Below are 20,502 nucleotides of genomic sequence, written 5' to 3' on the forward strand. Positions count from 1 at the left end.
CGGTGGCCGCCGTCTGCCAAGGTGTGACGGGTGGGAACGGTGTGGCTGTCGAGCGCGCTGGCGGTGGCCTGCGCCATCGCCGCCGGCCTATGGGTCGCGCTGGTCCGCGTCCGCCGCCGGCACGCCCGTGACCTGGGCGAGCGCGGCTGGCTGCTGGAGCGGGAGCGGGAGATCGCGGCCCGCTCGGCGGTCGGTGAGGAACGCGCGCGGATCGCCCGGGAGCTGCACGACATCGTCAGTCACAACGTCAGCGTGATGATCGTGCAGACCGCCGCCGCGCGCGAGGTGATGGCCACGCTGCCGGCCACGGCGGACTCCGCGCTGGCCGAGGTGGAGAAGGCCGGCCGCACCACGATGACCGAGCTGCGGCACCTGCTGGGCCTGCTCGCGCCGCGCGCCGAGGGCGGCGAGACCGATGCTGATCTCGCGCCGCAGCCCACGTTGCGCAGCCTCGGCCCGCTCGTCGACCGGATCGCGTTCGCCGGCCTGCCGGTCGAGGTGCGGATCGCCGGCGAGCCGCGCCCGCTGCCGTCCGGCATCGACGTCACCGCCTATCGCATCGTCCAGGAGGCGCTGACCAACGCGCTGAAGCACGGCTCCGGCGGCAAGGCCGAGGTGACCATCCGCTACGCGGAGCACGCGCTGCGGGTCGAGGTGCTGACCACCGGCCCCAGCGTGCTGACCGGAAATGCCCTGCCGCGAAGCGGCGACGGGGAGGGCTCCGGCGCCGGTCGCGGTCTGCTCGGCTTGCGGCAGCGAGTTTCGCTGTACGGCGGTGACCTGGACGCCCGCCGCCGCCTGGGCGGTGGGTTCCGCGTCCGTGCCAGGATTCCCGTGGAGGGGCCATGACGTCGCCGCGCGTCCTGATCGTCGACGACCAGGAGCTCATCCGAGCCGGATTCCGGCTGATCCTGACCGCCCGCGGCATCGACGTGATCGGCGAGGCGGCCGACGGCGCCGAGGCGGTCGACGCGGAACGCCGGCTGCGGCCCGACGTCGTGCTGATGGACATCCGGATGCCGGCCATGGACGGCCTCGAGGCGACCCGGCGGATCCTGGCCCGCGGCACCCGGTGCAAGGTGCTCATGCTCACCACCTTCGACCTGGACCGGTACGTGTACTCGGCGCTCGCCCTGGGCGCCAGCGGCTTCCTCCTCAAGGACGTCACCGCCGACCACCTGGCCGCCGCGGTCCGCCTGATCGGGACCGGGGACGCGCTGCTCTCGCCGTCGATCACCCGGCGGCTGGTGCAGCGGTTCGCCACCGCGGAGCCGGCCGTGCACCGCGACCTGTCCCCGCTCACCCCGCGCGAGCTGGAGGTGCTGACGCTGCTCGGGCGCGGGCTGTCGAACGCCGAGCTGGCCGAGACCCTGACGCTGAGCGAGGCGACCGTGAAGACCCACGTGGCCCGCATCTTCGCGAAGCTGGAGCTGCGCGACCGGGCCCAGGCGGTCGTCCTGGCCTACGAGACCGGCCTGGTCACCCCGGGTTCCTGAGTTTTGTCGGACCCCTCGTCTAGGTTCCTGAGCCATGGGAAGCCTGGACTGGGACGTGCTCGACGAGCGGGCCCGCGGCGGTGACGCCGACGGGGTGCGGGACATGCTGTGCGCGGCCGCCGAGCCCGAGCGGGTCGCGTTCCTGATCCTGGCCGCCCGGCCCACCCCGTTCGCGGCCGAGGTCGGTCGTGACCTCGCTGACCTGGTCGCTCATGACCTGGTGAAACTGGGTCGGGTGGCGGTTCCGCTGAGTGACGCGCACCGGGCCGGAGCGTCCCGGGCCGTGTGGGAGCTGCTGCTCGCCGCACTGCCCACGCTGATTCCGCTTCGGCCGCGCGGACTGCCGGGCGTCCTCGAGCTCGGCACCCGGGTGGCGGTCGCGGTCGGCGCTCACGATGACCTTCCCGAGCTGGCCTCGGTGCGCGGGGGAGCCCGGCTGACGGCCGAGGCGAAGCGGCTGCGGGCGGTTCTGGTCCGATGATCGGGCGCGTGCCAGGAAAGCGGGTGGGGAGGTGAGCTGGGTGTCCCGGGAGTTGAACGAGCGTTAAGCTGACGGGGTGACCGTCGATCGACTGCTTCCCACCCCTGAGGCACATGACCTGCTCGACCTCACCAGTGAGCTCGCCACCCGTGAGCTGGCCGGCAAGGTCGACGACTACGAGGCGCGCGGCGAGTTCCCGAGAGAGGTCCTGCGTACGATAGGCCGCTCCGGGCTGCTCGGGTTGCCGTATGCGGAAAGCGACGGTGGCGCCGGACAGCCGTACGAAATCTATTTGCAGGTCCTGGAAATTCTCGCCGGAACCTGGTTGGGGATCGCCGAGGCGGTCAGCGTGCACACCCTGTCCTGTTTCCCGGTCGCGGCCTACGGCAGTGAGCGGCAGCGCAAGGCGTTGCCGGAGATGCTCGGCGGTGACCTGCTCGGCGCCTACTGCCTCTCCGAGCCGCAGGGTGGCTCGGACGCGGCGAACCTGACCACCCGCGCCGTGCCGGACGGTGAGGACTGGCTGGTCAACGGCACGAAGGCATGGATCACGCACGGCGGCTCGGCGGATTTCTACAACCTCTTCGTCCGCACCGGCGCGCCCGGCGCGAAGGGAATTTCCTGCCTGATCGCGGATGCGAACACGCCCGGGCTGCTGCCGCAGGCGCGCGAGCGGCTGATGGGCATGCGGTCCGCGGCGCCGGCGCAGATCGTCCTGGACAACGCGCGGATTCCGCACGATCGCCTGGTCGGCGACGAAGGCCAGGGCTTCGCCATCGCGATGAAGGCGCTCGACGCCGGGCGGCTGGGTATCGCGGCGTGCGCGGTCGGACTGGCCCAGGCGGCGACCGGCTATGCGGTCGCCTACGCGCGTGAGCGTGAGCAGTTCGGCCAGCCGATCGGGCGGTTCCAGGGCGTCGGCTTCATGCTCGCCGACATGGCCACCCAGGTCTCGGCGGCCCGGGCGCTGCTGCTCGCGGCGGCCCGCCTGAAGGACGCCGGCCGGCCGTTCTCGATCGAGGCGGCGAAGGCGAAACTTTTCGCCACCGATGCCGCGATGCGCGTGACCACGGACGCGGTGCAGGTGCTCGGCGGGTACGGGTACGTCGCGGATCACCCGGTCGAGCGCTGGTTCCGCGAGGCCAAGATGCTGCAGATCGTCGAGGGCACCAACCAGATCCAGCGGATGGTGATCGCCCGCTCGCTGACCGGCTGACAGCAATCGGTTGCCCGGTCGTTACTCTTACCGCGTGGAAGAGATCGACCGGGCGATCGTGTCAGCGCTCACCGTGGACGGGCGGCTGTCGTACACCGACCTGGCCGAACGGGTGGGCCTCAGTGTTTCCGCCGTGCACCAGCGGGTCCGCCGGCTGGAACAGCGCGGTGTGATCGCGGGGTACACGGCGAAAGTTTCCTACGAGGCGTTGCATCTGCCGTTGACCGCGTTCGTGGCGATCCGGCCGTTCGACCCGTCCCAGCCGGACGACGCGCCGGAGCGGCTGGCGCATCTCACCGAGATCGACTCCTGCTACTCGGTGGCGGGGGAGGACTTCTACATGCTGCTGGTGCGGGTGAAGAGCCCGGCTGACCTGGAGCGGTTGCTGCAGGACATCCGGACGGCGGCGAACGTGACGACGCGGACGACGGTGGTGCTGTCGACGCCGTATGAGAACCGGCCGCCGCGGATCGCGGCGTCTGCCGACGACGAATAGTTCCTTCGCTCGGTCCGTACCCCATGGTGTTGCGGGTCTTCTTTTGACCTAGCCTCCTAGGACGCCTAAGCCATGGTGTGCCTGGGCACTCCGAGACTGGCAAGCTGGAACGCATGGACGCGAGCGACGGTGACCTGCACAGCAGGCTGACACGGGACTGGGCGGCCGGCGGGAACGACCTGCTCGCCCGGCTCGACCTCGCTATCCCGGCCGCCCGCCCCGGACATCCCCGTCGCACCTCGTGGACCCCGCGGGCCGCCGTGGACTGACATCCGGACCCGTGTCGGGTCCGCCGGGCGCGCGTTGTCCTGACGACACGAGCGAAGGGCGGACGACATGCGACGACGTACCCTGCTGGCCGCGTCCGTGGTGGCGGCCTCGGCGGCGGCCGGCGCCTGGGCCTACGAGTCCACCCGCCCCGTCGTCGTCCCGCTGGCCGTGCCCTCGGTGCCGCCCGGCCCGGAACGCTGTGAGCTGCGGTATTCGAAGGCGCGGGGGACCACTGTCGACTTCTACACGGCGGTGCCGGCCGGGCACGGCGACGGCTCGGGGCTGCCGGTCTGTCTGGTGCTGCACGGCGGTTCGAAGCGGCCGGCCGACTTCGAGGGGCTCGGGCTGGGCCGGTTCCTGACCGACGCGGTGAACCGGGGCGCGGCGCCGTTCGTGCTGGCCGGGGCGACCGGGGACCGGCTCGCCTGGCAGCCGGACGGCCGGGACGACCCGCAGCGGATGCTGCACGAGGAGTTGCCGGTGTGGTGCGCGGCGCGCGGCTACGACACCGGGCGGCTGGCGGCGTGGGGCTGGTCGATGGGCGGTTACGGCTCGTTGTTGCTGGCCGAGGCGTTTCCGCGGTTCGTGCGGGTGGTGGCGGCGTTCTCGCCGGCGGTGGCGCCCGGGGACGCGGTGTTCCGCGACGCGGATCGGCTGGCGGGCACGCCGGTCGGGCTGTGGTGCGGCCGGTCGGATCCGCTGTTCGGAAACGTCCGTGCGCTGCGCCGGGAGTTGCCCGACGAGCCGATGGCCGGAACATTCGGACCGGGAAAACATAACTTCGATTATTGGAGTACGGCGATTCCGGCGGCTTTCGCGTTCATCGCCGCCCGATTGAGCGGGGTAACACCGAGTCCGGCGTGATCGGGGACGGGAATCGCCCCGTACTTTCGGCCCCGGTCGGAATGCGGAGGCGGATGGCGTCCCGGCTCGGATAGCGTGCGATGTATGAATGACAGCGGGAGCCGGGTGGTCGTACCGGAAGAATTCGCCCGGTGGCGGGCCCACCTGGACGGGGTCAGCGGCCGTGCGTGGGTCGCCGCCCTGCCCGCCCACGTCGAGCGTCTCCTCGCCCGGTGGCGCCTGACCCTCGACGAGGCCGCGCCCCGGCACGGCGGGCAGGCCCTGGTCCTGATGGTGACCCGCGACGACCGTCCGCTGGCGCTGAAACTGAGCGCGCCGCAGGACCCGGCGACCGCGCGGGAGGCGGCCGGCCTGCGTGCGTGGCGTGGTCGTGGCACCGTTGAGCTGCTGGAATCCGAGCCGGGCGCGGTGCTGCTGGAGCGGCTCGACCACACGCGGACGCTGCACGCGCTCCCGGTGCGGGAGGCGGCGGTCATCGCCGGCGGTCTCCTCCGCCTGCTGGCGATTCCGCCGCCGCCCGAGGTGCCGGCGTTGCCGGACATCGCGACGACCCTGCCCGAGCGCCATCGAAGGCTGGGCGATCCGGTTCCGGGCCGCTGGTTCTCCCAGGCTTTGGAGTACGCGGTGGACCTGCCCGGCGCCGGAGAGAATGTTTTGCTCCACGCGGATCTGCACTACGGAAACATTCTCGCCGGAATTCGATATCCGTGGCTCGCCATTGATCCGCGTCCGTTGTCCGGTCCACCGGAGTATTCCGTTCCCGAGCTGCTGTGGAGTCGAGTGGACGAGCTTCATTCGGCGGCCGAGATCCGCCGGCTGTGTGACCTTCTGGTCGACGCCGCCGGGCTGGATCCCGGCCTGGCTGTGGGCTGGGCCGTGACCCGCTGTGTCGATTACTGGCTGTGGGGCCTGGAGCGCGGTCTGACCATCGATCCCGTCCGCTGTTCGCGAGTCGTGGCCGCGTTGCTCCGCGACTAGCGCCCATCGTCCGGGATCAGCGCCGTGACCAGGTCACGCAGCGTGCGGTCGAGGCGGTCGCCCGCGCCGCTGGCGAGCACGCCGAGAACGGGCTCGCTGTGCACCGAGGCGAGCAGCACGTGGGCGAGCATGTCGGCGTCGAGGTCGGGGCGTTCCTGCCCGGCCAGCGCGGCGATGTGGCCGTGCCAGGCGCGGTAGACCGGATGTTCCTCGCGTGGCCCCTGGTCAGCCGGTGTCGCGATGGTGGTGCCGAGCGCCGCGAGCAGGCCCTTGTTGCGGGAGACCAGGTCGACGATCGCGCTGAGGAAGGCGAGCAGCCGGGCGCGCGCGGGGGCGCCGGGCCCGAGTGGGGGTGGCCCGTCGGCGATCGCCACGCCGAGGTCGTGGGCGCGCTCCTGGACGAGGGCCAGCATCAGCCCGTCGCGGCTGCCGAAGCGGTGGAACACGGTGCCTTTGCCGACGCCGGCGGTGGTCGCCACCAGATCCATGGAGATCTGTGCCGGGTGGTGGTGGGCCAACAGCTCCTCGACGGCCCGGAGCAGGGCGGTTCGGTTGCGGGCGGCGTCGGCGCGGAGGCCTTCGGATCGTGGCATGGCATCTCTCTCGACAAGTTGACCGGCGGTCCAGTAACGTCGGAGTCAAGTGGACTGCCGGTCAGTTTAGCGGGGGGAGGGCACGTGCGGCGAGTGCGATATCAGGAGTTCGGCGGCCCGGAGGTGCTGACCGTCGAGGAGGCCGAGCGTCCGGCTCCGGGCGAGGGCCAGGTGCTGATCCGGGCGGAGGCGATCGGGGTCAACTTCGTCGACACCCGGTTCCGTCGTGGCGGTGAGGGGATCTTTCGTCGGCCGTTGCCGGGTCGCCCCACCGGCGACGTCGCCGGGATCGTCGTCGAGGTGGGGCCGGGGGTGGATCCGGGGCTCGCCGGCCGCCGGGTGGCGGCTCTGGCCGAGGATGCTTATGCGGAGTTCGTTGTCGCGGAGGCGCGCTGGCTGGCCGACGTCCCGGCCGGGCTGAGTGCGGCTGATGCGGTGATGCTGCCGATGGCCGCTCCGGTGGCGCTGCGGGTGCTGCGGTCCGCGGGTCTGCGACGCGGCGAAAGTGTTCTGGTGCATTCCGCGGCCGGAGGGATCGGGCACCTGATCGTGCAGCTCGCGCGGGTCCTCGGCGCCGGTGTCGTGATCGGGGCGACCTCGGGTGACAAGGGGGATTTCGTTCGCTCGCTCGGTGCTGACCTGGCGGTGGACTATGCCGTGCCGGGTTGGGCAGGGCGAGTGCGGGAGGCGCTGCCGGCGGGCGTCGATGTCGTGCTGGACGCGGCCGGTGGGGTGCTGATGCGGGAGGGCGTGGCGTTGCTGGCGCCGTTCGGTAGGGCGGTGGCCTACGGCGCGGCGTCCGGCGATCCGGGTGAGGTGCCGGTCGGTTCGCTGTTTGCGCTGCGGACCATCTCTGGTTTCAACCTGACCGCCTGGCGCCGGGCGGCCCCGGATGTGGCCCGCCAGGAGATGGACGAGGTGGCGAATCTGTTCGCGGCCGGACGACTTCGGACCAGAGTGCATGCTGAATTGCCGCTGGCGGAGGCGGCAACGGCTCACAAGTTGATGGAGGAGCGCGCCCACAGTGGGCGGCTTCTGCTCCGCCCATGACTTGCGGTTCGCGGAGTCTGCATCGCTGCGCCCGTACCCGGGGTTCCCCGAGGTCCTGTTCCGGCGGCGGGTCTTGCGTCGCTGGGGGTGGGTGCTGCCGCGCTCGGGTCGTGGGTGTTCGCGGGCTGGTTCAGAGCGCGGGTGCTGCGCCGCGCGGGTGCGGGTCGTGGGTGTTCGCTGTTCGGCTTTGCCGCGGGGAGCTTCGTGCTCTTCGGCCGTCGGGGGAGGTGCTGCGGGTCGATTGTTCGGCGTGGGGCGAAGTGTTGCGGCTCTAGCGTGACCGGGTTGATGGCGCACGTGGGAGGGAAGACCGATGGCGGAACCGGGCCGCATGATTGAGCAGGCTGTTTCTCGCGCTCTGCACCTCGCGCAGAGCTGGACCGGGTGGGACGGGACGCCGATCCCGGTCGACGATCGGGTGTATACGCCGCACAAGGCGATTCGGCGGATCGGCGATCACCTGATCGATCATCTCGCCGAGGTGGAGGCGCGGCTGGCCGGGGTGCCGACGATCCCGGACCACTGGCACGCGTCGGCGATCACCACGCCGGGTGATCTGGCGCCGTTCACCGGGGAGGACCTGGCGGAGGCGACGAGCCGGCTGACCCGGTTGGCGCAGATCTGGGTGGTTCGGTTGGGGGCGCTGACCGAGGAGCAACTCGATCGGGCCTCACCGGGCGCGTGGACGATTCGTGAGATCGCGGGGCATTTGTCCGATACCTACTACGCCGATGCGGTCGGGGACCTGGCTTCCGTGCGCGGATAGCCCGGAGCGAGGCCACCTCGCATCGGCGGTCACCTTTGCCCTTGCCTGTTTTGTCCCCTGCTCGGGGCTTTCGCCCGCAGCGCTTGGTTGAGTGGGGGAGCGGCGGCCCGCCGGTGTGGGGCCGCCGCTCTTGGCTGGGGCTGCCAGCCGCTCTTGGCTGGGGCTGCCAGCCGCTTTGGAGGGGGCTGCCAGCTTTTGGAGGGCTGGCTATGTGATGGCGGGTGGCGACTTCAGATGGAGGACGGGGGTGGACCAGCCGTTGTCGGGGACGCCGGCGTCCAGGGCTTCGGCCAGGGCGCGTTCCTCGTAGCGGAAGTGGGACTCCATGATCGCGGCCAGGCCGTCCAGTTCCGGGGCGATCGCGGCTGGGGCGGAGGTGGTGAGATCCGCTATGCGGGTGAGGATTTCGGTGATCAGGCCGTGGTCCTCGACCAGCTTGTCGATCGTCGGCGCCAGGTCGGGGCGTTCGTGCAGCAGGGCGGCGAACAGGCCGCTGTCCTCGCCCTGGTGGTGCGTGGTCAGGGCACTGCAGAAGGCCAGGCAGTGCGTCCGCAGATCGGTCTGCGCCCAGTCGGCCGCGGCGGTCTCGCCGCGCGGAGCCGGGTGCGCTGGGTCGGCCGGGGCTGTCTTGCCGCGCGGAGCCGGGTGCGCTGGGTCGGCCGGGGCTGTCTTGCCGCGCGGAGCCGGGTGCGCTGGGTCGGCCGGGGCTGTCTTGCCGCGCGGAGCCGGGTGCGCTGGGTCGGCCGGGGCTGTCTTGCCGCGCGGAGCCGGGTGCGCTGGGTCGGCCGGGGCTGTCTTGCCGCGCGGAGCCGGGTGCGCTGGGTCGGCCGGGGCTGTCTTGCCGCGCGGAGCCGGGTGCGCTGGGTCGGCCGGGGCTGTCTTGCCGCGCGGAGCCGGGTGCGCTGGGTCGGCCGGGGCTGTCTTGCCGCGCGGAGCCGGGTGCGCTGGGTCGGCCGGGGCTGTCTTGCCGCGCGGAGCCGGGTGCGCTGGGTCGGCCGGGGCTGTCTTGCCGCGCGGAGCCGGGTGCGCTGGGTCGGCCGGGGCTGTCTGATCGCGCAGATCGGGGTGCGGGAGGTCGGCGGTGGTGGCCTTGTCGCGCGGGTCGGGGTGGGCCTGGGTGGCTGCGGTGGATCGGCTGCGTAGGGCAACCAGGCGCCGGCGCAGTTCCTGGTGGGTTTCGGCTAGTTGTCTGCTCAGCGCGGCGACTCGGTCGCCGGTGGGGGAGGCCACTTGGGCGGTCCTTCGGTTCCACACCTCCATGCCCGGCGTGGTCCGCCGCCGACACGCGATGCTCCCGCAATCCGATCACATCGGCTTTCGCCGGGGCAAACCCCAAATCCGATTTAGTACGACCTATGCCGCGGCCGCGAGGCAGGAGCGTGACGCTGGCCGGCGCCGGTGAGGCGGGGAGCGATGAGTCGCCGAGGCGCGGGCGTTGCCGGGGCCGGGTGCGACCGCGCGGGGCGGGCGCGGCCACGTGCGGCGCACGCTCTGGCGGGTGCGCCGGGTGCGCCGGGTGCGCCGGGTGCGGCGGGTGCGGCGGGTGCGGCGGGTGCGCCAGCCGCGCCAGCCGCGCCAGCCGCGGGCCGGGGCGTGGCTGGGTGCGGCGAGGCGCGGGCGGGGCTTGGTGCGGGCTGGTGGGTGTGGTGCGGTGGCGGTGGCTTGCGGGGTGCGGGTGGGTCAGGTGGGCTGCTGGGCCAGCCACTTCTCGTGGGCTGTGGAGAGGCGGGACCACAGGGCGTCGCGTTCGGTGGGGGTGGTGTCGGTGAAGGTGAGGCCGAAGACGTCGGCCATGGCGGTGAAATAGTCGGTTCGGGTGGTCAGTTCGGTGCGGTCGGGGTCGGTGCCGATTCGGGTCAGGACCAGGGTTCGGATCAGGTCTACGCCGGTGGCGTCTCGGCGGGCGGCGGTGGCGACCCGGACGAAGCCGGACTCCGGGGAGGTCGACAGGTGCTCGTGTTTGGCCTCGAAGGCGGACATCTCGGTGGCCGCGCCGCGGAAGTCCATGCCGAGGAACGAGCCGGTCGGGTCGTGGTCGAAGCGCCAGGCGCCGGGCTCCAGGTCGGAGGGGGACAGGCGGTAGCGGAACGGGCCCTGCTGGTACTCGCCGGCGACCAGTGGGAGCGGGCCGTGCAGGCCGTCGCCCATGCCGAGGTCGACGAGCCACTCGCCGGCCGGGGCTTCCGGGGCGGGCAGGCCGGTGACGGTCAGCACGAGATGGTTGGCGCTGAGCTCGGCCGGGGTCGAGGCGTTCCCCTGCACGCCGCCCACATGCCGGGTGACCTGGTATCCGAGCGCTCGCAGCAGCGCCGAGAACGCCCCGTTCAAGTGGTAGCAGTAGCCGCCGCGGCCGGCCAGGATCCGCCGGGTGGAGTCGGCCGGGTCGATGGTTGTCGGGCGGCCGAGCCAGATTTCCAGGCATTCGTAGGGCACCCGCTCGGCGTGTGCCGTGTGCAGCGCGTGCAAACCCGGCACGCTGGGGGCCTGACCGGCGAGTGACGAGAGCCCGAGCCGGTGAAGATACCCGTCGACGTCCATACCGGGACCCTATCGACCGGAGGCCACGTGATCATCATTGCCGGGGAGCTGCGCGTCGCGCCTGACGATCGCGACGACTATCTGACCGCGGTCGCCGGGGTGGCGCGGCTGGCCAGGCGGGCTCCGGGCTGTCACGACTTCACCCAGTCGGCCGATCCGATCGAGTCGGGCCGGATCCTGGTCTACGAGCGCTGGGAGTCCGACGACGACCTGCTCGCCTTCCGCGACTCCGGCGGCCCGGACCTGGACCTGCCTCCACTCCTGTCAGCAGATGTCCACAAATATCGGATTTCTGCCGTCGAAGCCCCCTGACCGCAACCCCGGCCGGCGCGGCCGTGAGCAGGACGTGGCCGCAAAAGCGGATCGGCCAAGGCGGCAGAGAGCCGAACCTCAGGCAGGCAACTCCGCGTAGGCGCACTGGGTCAGGTAGGGCAACGTGTACGAACTCCGGCCGACCAGCGCCGGATGCGTAGCCGTCAACTGCCGGACCTGCGCGAGCACCGCCGCCCGCTCGTCGACCGGCAGCAGGATCACCCGGCTGCGCGAGGCGACCAGGTCGAGCAGTTCCCCGGGCCGCATCGTGTGCGCCCACTCGAACGTCGACGTGGTGATCGGGCCGAGCGGCGGCCCCATCACCGTCGCCCGCCGGGCCTCGCGCCCGATGATCGTGCCGAGACGCTGCACCCAGTCGGTGCGCTCATCGCGCAGGTTCCAGATCAGGCCGAGGCGGCCGCCGGGCGTCAGCACGCGCGCGATCTCCGGCACGGCGCGCGCCGGGTCGACCCAGTGCCAGGCCTGCGCGACCAGGACCACGTCGACCGACGCGTCCGGCAGCGGGATCTGTTCCGCGGTGCCCTGGCGTGCGGAGACTTCCGGCACGGCCCGCCGCAGCTCGCCGAGCATGCCCTCGGACGGGTCGACGGCGATCACGTCGAGGCCGCGGGCCCGGATCTGCCGGGTCAGTTTCCCGGTGCCGGCGCCCAGGTCGAGGACGCGGGGCTGCCCAGCGGGCAGAAGAAAATCAAGGGCGTCTTCGGGGTACGGCGGACGGCCGCGCTCGTAGGCGCCGGCAGCCGTTCCGAAGGAGGTCGCGGCAACGGAGGGGGCATCCACGACCACGATCATATTCCGCGCCGGACGACCTCGCCGTACATCGAGTGCGATCACTCGCTGTTTCGGAATCGCGCCGATCGGGCACTTGATGGTCGAGGCGCTGAGCGAGGTTCGAGGCGCCGGACGACGACGAGCAGCACGGAGGGTTGACCGATGAGCTTCACCGACAAGGTCAAGAACAAGGCCGAGGAACTGTCCGGCAAGGCGAAGCAGGCCGTCGGCGACGCGACCGACAACCCGCGTCTGCAGGCCGAGGGCAAGGCCCAGGAGGCCGCCGCGCACGCCAAGCAGGCCGGTGAGCACGTCAAGGACGCGGGCCACGACGTCCGCGACACCTTCAGCTGAACCAGGCACGGCGAAAGCTGAACCAGGCACGGCGAAAGCCGAACCAGGTAGGGCGAAAGCCGAACCAGGCGAGGCGAAAGCTGAGCTGAGCTAGACAGCACGAAAAGGGCCCCCTCACCCGGGGGCCCCTTTCGTCTTACACCGCGACGACTTCCTGCTGCTTGCGCCACCAGTCCTGGCCGGCCTCGGGCAGCGTGTCGATCGGGTCGTAGTAGGCGTAGAGCTTCGACAACGCCTCGCTGTCGTCCTTCTCGATCGACGTCCGGTAGTTCTTCGTCCAGTACGAGATGCCGTGCTCCCGGTCGTACTCGGCGACCATGTGCACCCAGCGCTTGCCGACGAACGGCACGTCGCAGACGATCCGCGGCGTCGCGTAGCCCGGCAGGTACCCCATCAGGTCGTGCTGCAGCTGCTGGGCGTGCCAGACCGGCACGCGCCAGTGCTCCGCGTTCGGGATCATGTCGCACATGTAGAAGTAGTACGGCAGGATCCCGGCCTCGCCCTGCAGCCCGAAGCACAGGTCGAGCAGGTCGGCCGAGGTGTCGTTGATGCCGCGCATCAGCACGCCCTGGTTGCGCACGTCGCGCACGCCGATCTCGAGCAGCGTCTGGGCCGCCTTGGCGACCGACGGGGTCAGCGAGTTCACGTGGTTGACGTGGGTGTGCACGGCCAGGTTGACGCCGCGCCGCTGGGCGGTGACGGCGACCCGGTGCATGCCCTCGACGACGTCGTCCTGCAGCCAGTGCTGGGGGAGGCCCATCAGGGCTTTGGTCGCCAGCCGGATGTCCCGCACGGTCGGCACCGCGAGCAGGCCCATCAGGTACGCCTCGAGCTGCTTCCACGGGACGTTTGCCACGTCGCCGCCGGAGACGACCACGTCCCGTACGCCGGGATGGGTCTTCAGATAGTCGAGGTGGGCCGCGTAGCGATCCACGGGCTTCTGCAGGAGCTTGAGCTTCGGGACCGTGGGCGTGCTGTTGCCGACCAGGTCCATCCGGGTGCAGTGCCCGCAGTACTGCGGACAGGTCGACAGCAGTTCGGCGAGGACCTTGGTCGGGTAGCGATGGGTGAGGCCCTCGGCGACCCACATGTCGTGCTCGTGCAGTGAGTCGCGGCTGGCGTTCGGGTGCGACGGCCAGTCCAGGCGCCGGTCGGTGGCGATCGGGAGCATGTACTTGCGGACCGGGTCGGCGTAGAACGACGCCGTGTCCGGCACCTCGTGCGGCACCATCGTGTTGAGCATCTGCGGCGGGAGCAGCATCGACATGGTGGCCAGGCGCTGCTGGTCGGCCTCCAGGTCGGCGTAGAACGACTCGTCGACCAGGTCGCCGAGCACCGCCCGCAGCTGTTTCACGTTCTTCACACAGTTGACCCGCTGCCACTGGGCGGACTGCCACTGGGCGGGCGTGACGTCGCGCCAACCGGGGAACCGGGTCCAATCCGGCTCGACCAGCTCACGCCGCTGGTACTCGTATGGCTGTTCGGACACCGCGTCCTCCCGAAGTTTAAGATCCGTTCAGGTGCACTAACGTACTGGAGAATCTTCGGTCTAGAAACCCAGGCTACGGAAGATTTACGGTAGAGCGGCGTCTGTAGGCGAGTGTTTAACGTGAGGAGGCTGTTGATGGCGGGATCGGTGGGTCTGCACCGGGTGATCGAACCGGCCGGGGTGCTGCCCCAGGCCGCCTGGCGCCTGGACGCCTCCCCGGAGATCGGCCCGGACGAGGTGCGCATCCGCGTGCAACGGCTCAACCTCGACGCTGCCAGCTATCGGCAGCTCGCGCAGAAACATGCCGGAGACGGGGCGAAGATCCGCGCCGAGGTGCTGGAGATCGTCGGGACCCGCGGCAAGATGCACAATCCGGTCACCGGCTCCGGCGGCATGCTGATCGGCGTGGTCGAGGCGGTCGGCCCGGAGTCGCCGCTGCCGGTCAAGGCCGGCGACCGGGTCGCGACCCTGGTGAGCCTGACCCTGACGCCGCTGCGGATCACCGACGAGCTGCGGGGCTGGGACGGATTGTCCGAGCAGGTCCCGGCGGACGGGACGGCGATCCTGTTCGGCCGCTCGATCGTCGGGGTGCTGCCCGACGACCTGCCGCCGGAGCTGGCGCTGGCCGTCTACGACGTGTGCGGGGCGCCGGCGCTGGTCGACCGGGTCGCCCGGAGATATCGGGACCCGACCGTGCTGGTGCTCGGCGGGGCCGGCAAGAGCGGATCGCTGAGCCTCGCGGCCGCCAAGCGCGCGGGGGCCCGTACCAAAGCGATTGTCGTCTCCGAAGCGGAGCGCGACGCGCTGGCGCAAGCCGGAGTCGCGGATGAGATCGCGATCGCCGATGCCCGGAACCCGGTCGAGGTCGCCGGGAAAGCCGGCCCGGCGGACATCACGGTCGTCTGCGTGGACGTGCCCGGCTGCGAGCACGGCGCGATCCTGGCGACCGAGCCGGGCGGCACCGTGATCTTCTTCTCGATGGCGACCAGCTTCTCCGCGGCCGCGCTCGGCGCCGAGGGCCTGGCCGCCGACGTGACCATGCTGGTCGGCAACGGATACGTGCCCGGGCACGCGGAATTCGCGGTCGATCTGCTGCGCACGACACCCGCGGTGCGCTCGTTGTTCGAGAAGCGGATCGCGGGAGACTGACCGCATGACTAACCCCAAGGTCTGCTACACCAACGGTCGCTTCTACTCCGCCGCCGAGCCGCGCGCCACCGCGATGCTGGTCAGCGGCGGGACCATCGAGTGGCTCGGCGACACCGCCGACGCCCCGGCCGCCGACCGCACCGTCGACCTGGCGGGCGCGCTGGTCACCCCGGCGTTCGTCGACGCGCACCTGCACGCCACCGACACCGGCCTGGCGTTCGACGGCCTGGACCTGTCCGGGTCCGGCTCGGCCCGCGAGGTGCTCGACGCGGTCGCCGCGTTCGCGGCCGGCCGCCCGGCCGACGGCGTGGTGCACGGGCACGGCTGGGACGAGTCGACCTGGACCGACCAGACCCCGCCGACCGCGGGCGAGCTGGACCGGGCCGCCGGGGGCCGCAAGGTGTACCTGTCCCAGGCCTCGGTGCACTCCGCGCTGGTCAGCTCGGCGCTGCTGCCGGCCGCCGAGGGCGTCGACGGTCACCACCCGTCCGGCTGGGTGCGCGAGCACGCGCACCACGCGGTCCGGGCGGTCGCGCTTGGCGCGCTGACCGACGCGCAGCGGACCGCGGCGCAGCGGACCGCGCTGAGCCGGGCCGCCGCGATGGGGATCGCCGCGGTGCACGAGTGCGGCGGGCCGGGCACCTCCAGCGAGGCCGACTTCCGGTCGGTGCTCGCGCTGTCCGGGCAGGGGCTGCCGCAGGTCTTCGGCTACTGGGGTGAGCTCGGCGGCGCCGAGAAGGCGCGGGAGCTGGGCGCGGCCGGGGCGGCCGGCGACCTGTACGCGGACGGCGCGCTCGGCTCGCGGACCGCGTCGCTGCGCGCGCCGTACCACGACGGCGAGCACGGCTGCGGCGAGGCGTTCCTGACCGCCGAGCAGGCCGCCGAGCACCTGCTCGACTGCATCCGGGTCGGCTTCCAGGGCGGCTTCCACGCGATCGGCGACGCCGCCATCGAGACCGTGCTGGAGGGCTTCGCGCTCGCCGCCAAGCAGGTCGGCGTGGACAAGATCCGGGAGGGGAACCACCGGATCGAGCACGTCGAGCTGATCGACAAGGCGATGATCGCCCGGATGGTCGAGTTCGGCGTGATCGCCTCGGTGCAGCCGGTCTTCGACGCGCTGTGGGGCGGCAACGACCGGATGTACGCCCAGCGCCTCGGCGTCGACCGGGCCCTGACCAGCAACCCGATCGGGGCGATGCACGCCACCGGGGTGGCGCTGGCGTTCGGCTCGGACGCGCCGGTGACCGCGCTCGACCCGTGGTCGGTGGTGGTCGCCGCGTCCGCGCCGCGCAACCCGGTCTACCGGATGAAGGTGCGGGCGGCGTTCGCGGCCGCCAGCCGCGGCGGGTGGCGGGCCGCCGGCGTGAGCCGGGTCGGCGTGCTGGCCCCGGGCGCGTCGGCGACGTTCGCCGCCTGGGACACCCCGGGCGGGGTGCTGGAAGGACTGCCGGCGCTGCTGCCGGACATCGACGGCGTGGTGCCGGCGCGGCCGGTCTGCCGCCGCACGGTGCTGCACGGCGACACGATCTACGAGAGCTAGGGAGACTGGTCAGTTGGCCGGGAAGCTGGATCTGGACCCGCGGATCGTCGCGCGGGCGAGGGCGCTCGCCGCGAAGGCCGGGCAGCCCGTCGTCGACCTCGCGCGGTCGCACACCACCGTGTCGGTGGAGCGGGCGGTGCTGCGCCTGGCCGGGGTGCACGGCGCCGACTCCGACGGGATCCCCTGGGTGAACCGCCTGGTCGACGCCGTACGCGCGGACGTCGGGCTCGGGCACGGGGTGGCCGTGCCGGTGCTGCACGCCGCGCTGACCACGGGTGTCGAGGACCTCACGGTGCTCGCGCAGAAGGCGGCCGCGGGGTCGGTGCGCTTCGAACAACCGGAGAAGAAGGCCGAGGTGGCCGCCGCCCGGCGGCAGGCGAAGAAGGCCGCGGCCGGCGGTCTCAAGATCGTCGATCGGCGCCGGGCCGAGAGAGAAAAACTGATTCGACGGTACGGCGATCCGAAGCAGCGCCCGTGGATCTACCTGATCGTCGCGACCGGGGACATCTACGAGGACATCCCCCAGGCGCAGGCGGCGGCCCGAGCCGGCGCCGACGTGATCGCGGTGATCCGGTCGACCGGGCAGTCGCTGCTGGACTACGTGCCCGAGGGCGCGACCCGGGAGGGCTTCGCCGGCACCTACGCCACCCAGGAGAACTTCCGGCTGATGCGGGCGGCGCTCGACGAGACGTCCCGTGAGCTTGGCCGATACATCCGGCTGACCAACTACGCGTCCGGTCTGTGCATGCCGGAGATCGCCGCGCTGGCGGGCATGGAACGCCTGGACATGATGCTGAACGACTCGATGTACGGCATCCTGTTCCGCGACATCAACCCGATCCGGACCTTCGTCGACCAGCGGTTCAGTCGTCAGGTGCACGCCCGCGCCGGGATCATCATCAACACCGGTGAGGACAACTACCTGACTACGGCCGACGCCGTCGAGGCGGCCCACACCGTGACCGTGTCGCAGCTGCTCAACGAGTTCTTCGCGCACGAGGCCGGCCTCGAGGACTGGCAGCTCGGGCTCGGGCACGCCTTCGAGATCAACCCGGATCTGCCGGAGTCGTTCCGGATGGAGCTGGCGCACGCGCTGCTCGCCCGGGAGCTGTTCCCGGACGCCCCGCTCAAGTGGATGCCGCCGACCAAGCACATGACCGGCGACGTCTTCCGCGGCAACCTGCTCGACGGCTTCTTCAACCTGGTCGGCGCGCTGACCGGCCAGGGGATTTTGCTGGTCGGCATGATGACCGAGGCCGTGGTCACCCCGTGGCTGTCGGACCGCGACATCGCCCTGCAGAACGTCCGGTACGTGCTCGGCGCCGCCGGCAAGCTGCACGAGGACTTCGTGCCCGCGCCCGGCGGCTTCATCCGGGAACGCGCGAACCAGGTCCTCGGCGAGGGCATCGAGCTGCTCGAGCGGATCGTCGACGACACGCTGATGGACGCCATCGCCGACGGCACGTTCGGCCTGATGAAACGGCCCGCCGACCGGGGCAAGGGCCTCGACGGGGTGGCCCGGCACGACGAGGACTACTACAACCCCGTACAGGAGATGCTGTGATCGTCCGCCCTTACGGAGACACCACGGGCGACGGCATGGTGCAGCTCTCCTTCACCCTGCCGATCGTGCACGACAAGCGCGCCGAGGGCGCCGCGCTCCAGCTCGCCGGGAAGATGGGCATGGATCCGGCGATGCTCGTGCACGCCAAGCCGATGGGCGACGGCTTCACGTTCTTCGTCGTCTACGGCAAGGTCGGCCACCTCGTCGACACCGAGAAGGTGCAGATCGTCGAACGGGACTTCCCGCTGCTGAGCGCGAAGGAGGTGAACGCGGTGATCAAACGCCGCCTGCGCCGCCCGCTGAACGTGGTCGGCGCCTGCATCGGCACCGACGCGCACACCGTCGGCATCGACGCCATCCTCAACCTCAAGGGCATCGCCGGCGAGAAGGGCCTGGAGTACTACTCGGAGATGTCGGTGACCAACATGGGCGCCCAGGTGTCGGTGCCCGACCTGGTCGAGGAGGCCCGGGCGAAGAAGGCCGACGCGGTGCTGGTCTCGCAGGTGGTCACCCAGCGCGACGCGCACCTGCACAACACCCGGGCGATGTCCGCGGCGTTCCGCGAGGCGCTGCCGGCCGGCCGGCGCCCGCTCCTGATCATCGGCGGCCCGCGGTTCGACGAGCTGATGGCCGGCGAGCTCGGCGTCGACCGGATCTTCGGCCGCGGCACGACGCCGCGCGAGGTCGCCTCCTACCTGGTCCATGCCCTGACGGAGAAGAAACAATGATCACTGTTACGCACCGGCGGTATGTGCCGTACTCGCACGCGCACTACGCCGGGAACCTGGTCGACGGGGCGTACTCGCTCGGGCTGTTCGGCGACGTGGCCACCGAGGTCTGCATCCAGCTGGACGGGGACGAGGGGCTGTTCGCCTCCTACGACGACGTGCAGTTCAAAGCGCCGGTGCAGGCCGGCGACGTCCTGGAGATCACCGCCACGGTGGTGACGATGGGCACCCGCAGCCGGAAGATCGCGTTCACCTCGACGGTGGTCTGCCGGGGGACCGGGGGCTCGGCGGCGGCGGTGCTGGCCGAGCCGATCATCGCGGTGACCGCGGTGGGCACGGTCGTCGTGCCGCCGAAGGCGTGACCCGCGGGGACGTCGCCGTCTGCGTGGACGTCGGGTCGACGTACACCAAGGCCGCCTTGATCGATCTGAGCGGCGCGCGACTGATCAGCCGGGCCGAGGTGCCGACGACGTCCGGAACGGACGTCCTGGAGGGTCTGGACGCCGCCGTCGCCGCCGTGGGTGGCGACGGCGCCCCGCGCTACGTCTGCTCGTCGGCCGGTGGCGGGCTGCGGCTCGCGGTCGTCGGCTACGAGAGCCTGGTCACCGCGGAGGCCGGGCACCGCGTCGGGCTGTCCGCCGGCGCCCAGGTGGTCCACGTCGCGGCCGGTCCGCTGACCGGCGCGGCGATCGCCGCGCTGCGCGCGTCGCGCCCCGACGTGGTCCTGCTGGTCGGCGGCACCGACGGCGGCGACGGCGAGGTCCTGCTGCACAACGCCGGGCGCCTGGCCGCGAATCGCTTGCGGTTGCCGGTGGTCCTGGCCGGCAACGCGGACGTACGGGCGGAAGCCGCCCGTCTGCTCACCGAACGCCGGGTGCCGGTGACCGAGACCGGCAACGTGCTCCCCCGGATCGGGGTGCTCGACCCGCTGCCGGCCCGCGCCGCGATCCGCGAGGTGTTCCTGCGGCACGTGATCGGCGGCAAACGCCTGTCGAAGGGCACCCGGTTCGCCTCGCTGGTGCGCGCCGCGACGCCGGACGCGGTCCTGGCCGGGGTCGAGCTGCTCGCCGACCGCGCCGGATCCGGGGTCCTGGTGGTCGACGTGGGCGGCGCGACCACCGACGTGTACTCGGCGCTGCTGCCCGACGCGGAGGCGGAGACCGGCCCGCGCCGCGATGTGGCCGGAACGTTATGGAGATCGCGAACCGTCGAGGGCGACCTCGGCGTCGCGGTCGGCGCGGACGGCACCCGGCAGGCCGCGACCGCGGAGAAACTGGCCGAGCCGGGACCGGACCGCGAGCTCGCCGCGACCGCCGCCATGATCGCGCTGCGCCGGCACGCGCGGGGTTACTCGGCCGGGCCGGGACTACCCCGGACGGGTGGCCGTGACCTGCGCGATGTCCGCCTGGTGGTGGGCTCCGGCGGGGTGCTGCGGCACGGCGGCGGCGAGCACGTGCTCGGTGCCGTGCTGGGCGACACGGCCGGTGGCTGGGCCCTGCCGGACCGGGCCCGCGCGGTGATCGACCGGGAGTACGTGCTGGCCGCGGCGGGATTGCTGGCCGTCGATCAGCCGGCCGTCGCCGGGGCTCTCGCGGACACCCTGCTGGCCGCCGGGCGGGATCGATAGCGTACATTTTCGAACACGCCGGAGGACGCGACACGCCGGAACGGGCATCAGCCGGTTGACAGACCGCCCCCGTCCGGACGTACCGTCTTCAGGTCCTGTTTCACGGCAAGCGACTGTGATCCGCTTCGCTCCCTTACCCACTGGCCGCAGTGCCGTTCCCGCAGGGGTCGCGCGTTCAGCCAGGTCCAGGGGGTTCGGG

General features: G+C 71.8%; 23 protein-coding genes. 18 read left to right on the forward strand and 5 right to left on the reverse strand.

From position 1 onward, the window contains the following. The first annotated feature begins 39 nt into the window (after positions 1-39). The 8 genes from L3i22_RS15720 (at position 40) to L3i22_RS15755 (ending at position 5,801) form a co-directional block, all read left to right on the forward strand. The gene (locus L3i22_RS15720) at positions 40-849 is read left to right on the forward strand and encodes a sensor histidine kinase (protein WP_255658676.1); all 810 of its coding nucleotides are present in this window, start codon (positions 40-42) and stop codon (positions 847-849) included. Continuing rightward, on the forward strand, positions 846-1,496 hold the full coding sequence (locus tag L3i22_RS15725) for a response regulator transcription factor (protein ID WP_221327706.1): 651 nt from the start codon (positions 846-848) through the stop codon (positions 1,494-1,496). The genes L3i22_RS15720 and L3i22_RS15725 overlap by 4 nt, the downstream gene beginning before the upstream one ends. Positions 1,497-1,530: 34 nt before the next feature. Further along, a complete protein-coding gene (locus tag L3i22_RS15730) occupies positions 1,531-1,977 on the forward strand; it encodes a hypothetical protein (protein ID WP_221327707.1) in 447 nt (148 codons plus the stop codon). 76 nt (positions 1,978-2,053) lie between these two features. Further along, positions 2,054-3,193: an acyl-CoA dehydrogenase family protein gene (locus L3i22_RS15735; protein WP_221327708.1), complete on the forward strand. Its 1,140-nt coding sequence runs from the start codon at positions 2,054-2,056 to the stop codon at positions 3,191-3,193. 34 nt (positions 3,194-3,227) lie between these two features. Further along, a complete protein-coding gene (locus L3i22_RS15740; RefSeq protein WP_221327709.1) occupies positions 3,228-3,689 on the forward strand; it encodes an Lrp/AsnC family transcriptional regulator in 462 nt (153 codons plus the stop codon). A gap of 113 nt (positions 3,690-3,802) precedes the next feature. Further along, positions 3,803-3,958, forward strand: coding sequence for a hypothetical protein (locus L3i22_RS15745; RefSeq protein ID WP_221327710.1), 156 nt, complete (start codon positions 3,803-3,805; stop codon positions 3,956-3,958). A 67-nt stretch (positions 3,959-4,025) separates the two neighbouring features. Further along, positions 4,026-4,823, forward strand: a complete 798-nt coding sequence (locus tag L3i22_RS15750; RefSeq protein WP_221327711.1) for an alpha/beta hydrolase-fold protein — start codon at positions 4,026-4,028, stop codon at positions 4,821-4,823. An 84-nt stretch (positions 4,824-4,907) separates the two neighbouring features. Beyond that, positions 4,908-5,801 carry an aminoglycoside phosphotransferase family protein gene (locus L3i22_RS15755; protein ID WP_221327712.1) on the forward strand — a complete coding sequence of 298 codons (894 nt, stop codon included), beginning with the start codon at positions 4,908-4,910 and terminating at the stop codon, positions 5,799-5,801. Here the strand turns inward: L3i22_RS15755 and L3i22_RS15760 are convergent. Beyond that, positions 5,798-6,394, reverse strand: a complete 597-nt coding sequence (locus L3i22_RS15760; RefSeq protein ID WP_221327713.1) for a TetR/AcrR family transcriptional regulator — start codon at positions 6,392-6,394, stop codon at positions 5,798-5,800. The genes L3i22_RS15755 and L3i22_RS15760 overlap by 4 nt on opposite strands. A 123-nt stretch (positions 6,395-6,517) precedes the next feature. Here L3i22_RS15760 and L3i22_RS15765 point away from each other — a divergent pair, with 123 nt between their 5' ends. After that, on the forward strand, positions 6,518-7,444 hold the full coding sequence (locus L3i22_RS15765) for a zinc-binding alcohol dehydrogenase family protein (RefSeq protein ID WP_255658267.1): 927 nt from the start codon (positions 6,518-6,520) through the stop codon (positions 7,442-7,444). A 313-nt stretch (positions 7,445-7,757) separates the two neighbouring features. Further along, a complete protein-coding gene (locus L3i22_RS15770; RefSeq protein WP_255658268.1) occupies positions 7,758-8,210 on the forward strand; it encodes a hypothetical protein in 453 nt (150 codons plus the stop codon). Positions 8,211-8,417: 207 nt separating this feature from the next. Here the strand turns inward: L3i22_RS15770 and L3i22_RS15775 are convergent, their stop codons facing one another. Then, a complete protein-coding gene (locus tag L3i22_RS15775) occupies positions 8,418-9,440 on the reverse strand; it encodes a hemerythrin domain-containing protein (protein ID WP_221327715.1) in 1,023 nt (340 codons plus the stop codon). 450 nt (positions 9,441-9,890) lie between these two features. Then, entirely contained in the window at positions 9,891-10,748 is an 858-nt protein-coding gene (locus L3i22_RS15780; RefSeq protein ID WP_221327716.1) for an arylamine N-acetyltransferase, read from the reverse strand. A 27-nt stretch (positions 10,749-10,775) separates the two neighbouring features. Between L3i22_RS15780 and L3i22_RS15785 the strand changes: the two genes are divergently transcribed. Beyond that, entirely contained in the window at positions 10,776-11,060 is a 285-nt protein-coding gene (locus L3i22_RS15785) for a putative quinol monooxygenase (RefSeq protein WP_221327717.1), read from the forward strand. 78 nt (positions 11,061-11,138) lie between these two features. On the opposite strand, the gene L3i22_RS15790 is transcribed toward L3i22_RS15785, so the two are convergent. Then, on the reverse strand, positions 11,139-11,861 hold the full coding sequence (locus tag L3i22_RS15790) for a class I SAM-dependent methyltransferase (protein ID WP_255658269.1): 723 nt from the start codon (positions 11,859-11,861) through the stop codon (positions 11,139-11,141). Between the two features lie 153 nt (positions 11,862-12,014). Here L3i22_RS15790 and L3i22_RS15795 point away from each other — a divergent pair, with 153 nt between their 5' ends. Then, positions 12,015-12,206: a CsbD family protein gene (locus L3i22_RS15795; protein WP_221327719.1), complete on the forward strand. Its 192-nt coding sequence runs from the start codon at positions 12,015-12,017 to the stop codon at positions 12,204-12,206. 136 nt (positions 12,207-12,342) lie between these two features. Here L3i22_RS15795 and L3i22_RS15800 read toward each other — a convergent pair whose 3' ends face one another. Further along, positions 12,343-13,695, reverse strand: coding sequence for a KamA family radical SAM protein (locus L3i22_RS15800; RefSeq protein ID WP_221327720.1), 1,353 nt, complete (start codon positions 13,693-13,695; stop codon positions 12,343-12,345). A 135-nt stretch (positions 13,696-13,830) separates the two neighbouring features. On the opposite strand from L3i22_RS15800, the gene L3i22_RS15805 reads away from it, so the two are divergent. The 6 genes from L3i22_RS15805 to L3i22_RS15830 are packed head-to-tail and all read left to right on the forward strand — an operon-like array spanning position 13,831 to position 20,303. Further along, positions 13,831-14,844 (forward strand): L-erythro-3,5-diaminohexanoate dehydrogenase, encoded by a 1,014-nt coding sequence (locus L3i22_RS15805; RefSeq protein WP_221327721.1) that lies wholly within the window; start codon positions 13,831-13,833, stop codon positions 14,842-14,844. 4 nt (positions 14,845-14,848) lie between these two features. Next, positions 14,849-16,384, forward strand: coding sequence for an amidohydrolase (locus L3i22_RS15810; RefSeq protein WP_221327722.1), 1,536 nt, complete (start codon positions 14,849-14,851; stop codon positions 16,382-16,384). 13 nt (positions 16,385-16,397) lie between these two features. After that, positions 16,398-17,948 carry a lysine 5,6-aminomutase subunit alpha gene (locus L3i22_RS15815; RefSeq protein WP_221327723.1) on the forward strand — a complete coding sequence of 517 codons (1,551 nt, stop codon included), beginning with the start codon at positions 16,398-16,400 and terminating at the stop codon, positions 17,946-17,948. After that, entirely contained in the window at positions 17,945-18,676 is a 732-nt protein-coding gene (locus L3i22_RS15820; RefSeq protein ID WP_221327724.1) for an OAM dimerization domain-containing protein, read from the forward strand. Before L3i22_RS15815 ends, L3i22_RS15820 begins: the two co-directional genes overlap by 4 nt. Further along, positions 18,673-19,038, forward strand: a complete 366-nt coding sequence (locus tag L3i22_RS15825; RefSeq protein WP_221327725.1) for a hotdog domain-containing protein — start codon at positions 18,673-18,675, stop codon at positions 19,036-19,038. The genes L3i22_RS15820 and L3i22_RS15825 overlap by 4 nt, the downstream gene beginning before the upstream one ends. Beyond that, on the forward strand, positions 19,035-20,303 hold the full coding sequence (locus tag L3i22_RS15830) for a glutamate mutase L (RefSeq protein WP_221327726.1): 1,269 nt from the start codon (positions 19,035-19,037) through the stop codon (positions 20,301-20,303). The genes L3i22_RS15825 and L3i22_RS15830 overlap by 4 nt, the downstream gene beginning before the upstream one ends. Positions 20,304-20,502 lie beyond the last annotated feature (199 nt).

This window comes from Actinoplanes sp. L3-i22 (genome assembly GCF_019704555.1).
Lineage (GTDB): Bacteria > Actinomycetota > Actinomycetes > Mycobacteriales > Micromonosporaceae > Actinoplanes.

What these genes read in the sequence shown, in the direction of transcription:
- L3i22_RS15725 (WP_221327706.1), top strand. Translation starts at nt 846, where the DNA reads ATGACGTCGCCGCGCGTCCTGATCGTCGACGACCAGGAGCTCATCCGA.
- L3i22_RS15760 (WP_221327713.1), bottom strand. Translation starts at nt 6,394, where the DNA reads ATGCCACGATCCGAAGGCCTCCGCGCCGACGCCGCCCGCAACCGAACC.
- L3i22_RS15780 (WP_221327716.1), bottom strand. Translation starts at nt 10,748, where the DNA reads ATGGACGTCGACGGGTATCTTCACCGGCTCGGGCTCTCGTCACTCGCC.
- L3i22_RS15745 (WP_221327710.1), top strand. Translation starts at nt 3,803, where the DNA reads ATGGACGCGAGCGACGGTGACCTGCACAGCAGGCTGACACGGGACTGG.
- L3i22_RS15750 (WP_221327711.1), top strand. Translation starts at nt 4,026, where the DNA reads ATGCGACGACGTACCCTGCTGGCCGCGTCCGTGGTGGCGGCCTCGGCG.
- L3i22_RS15810 (WP_221327722.1), top strand. Translation starts at nt 14,849, where the DNA reads ATGACTAACCCCAAGGTCTGCTACACCAACGGTCGCTTCTACTCCGCC.
- L3i22_RS15795 (WP_221327719.1), top strand. Translation starts at nt 12,015, where the DNA reads ATGAGCTTCACCGACAAGGTCAAGAACAAGGCCGAGGAACTGTCCGGC.
- L3i22_RS15730 (WP_221327707.1), top strand. Translation starts at nt 1,531, where the DNA reads ATGGGAAGCCTGGACTGGGACGTGCTCGACGAGCGGGCCCGCGGCGGT.
- L3i22_RS15805 (WP_221327721.1), top strand. Translation starts at nt 13,831, where the DNA reads ATGGCGGGATCGGTGGGTCTGCACCGGGTGATCGAACCGGCCGGGGTG.
- L3i22_RS15825 (WP_221327725.1), top strand. Translation starts at nt 18,673, where the DNA reads ATGATCACTGTTACGCACCGGCGGTATGTGCCGTACTCGCACGCGCAC.
- L3i22_RS15755 (WP_221327712.1), top strand. Translation starts at nt 4,908, where the DNA reads ATGAATGACAGCGGGAGCCGGGTGGTCGTACCGGAAGAATTCGCCCGG.
- L3i22_RS15770 (WP_255658268.1), top strand. Translation starts at nt 7,758, where the DNA reads ATGGCGGAACCGGGCCGCATGATTGAGCAGGCTGTTTCTCGCGCTCTG.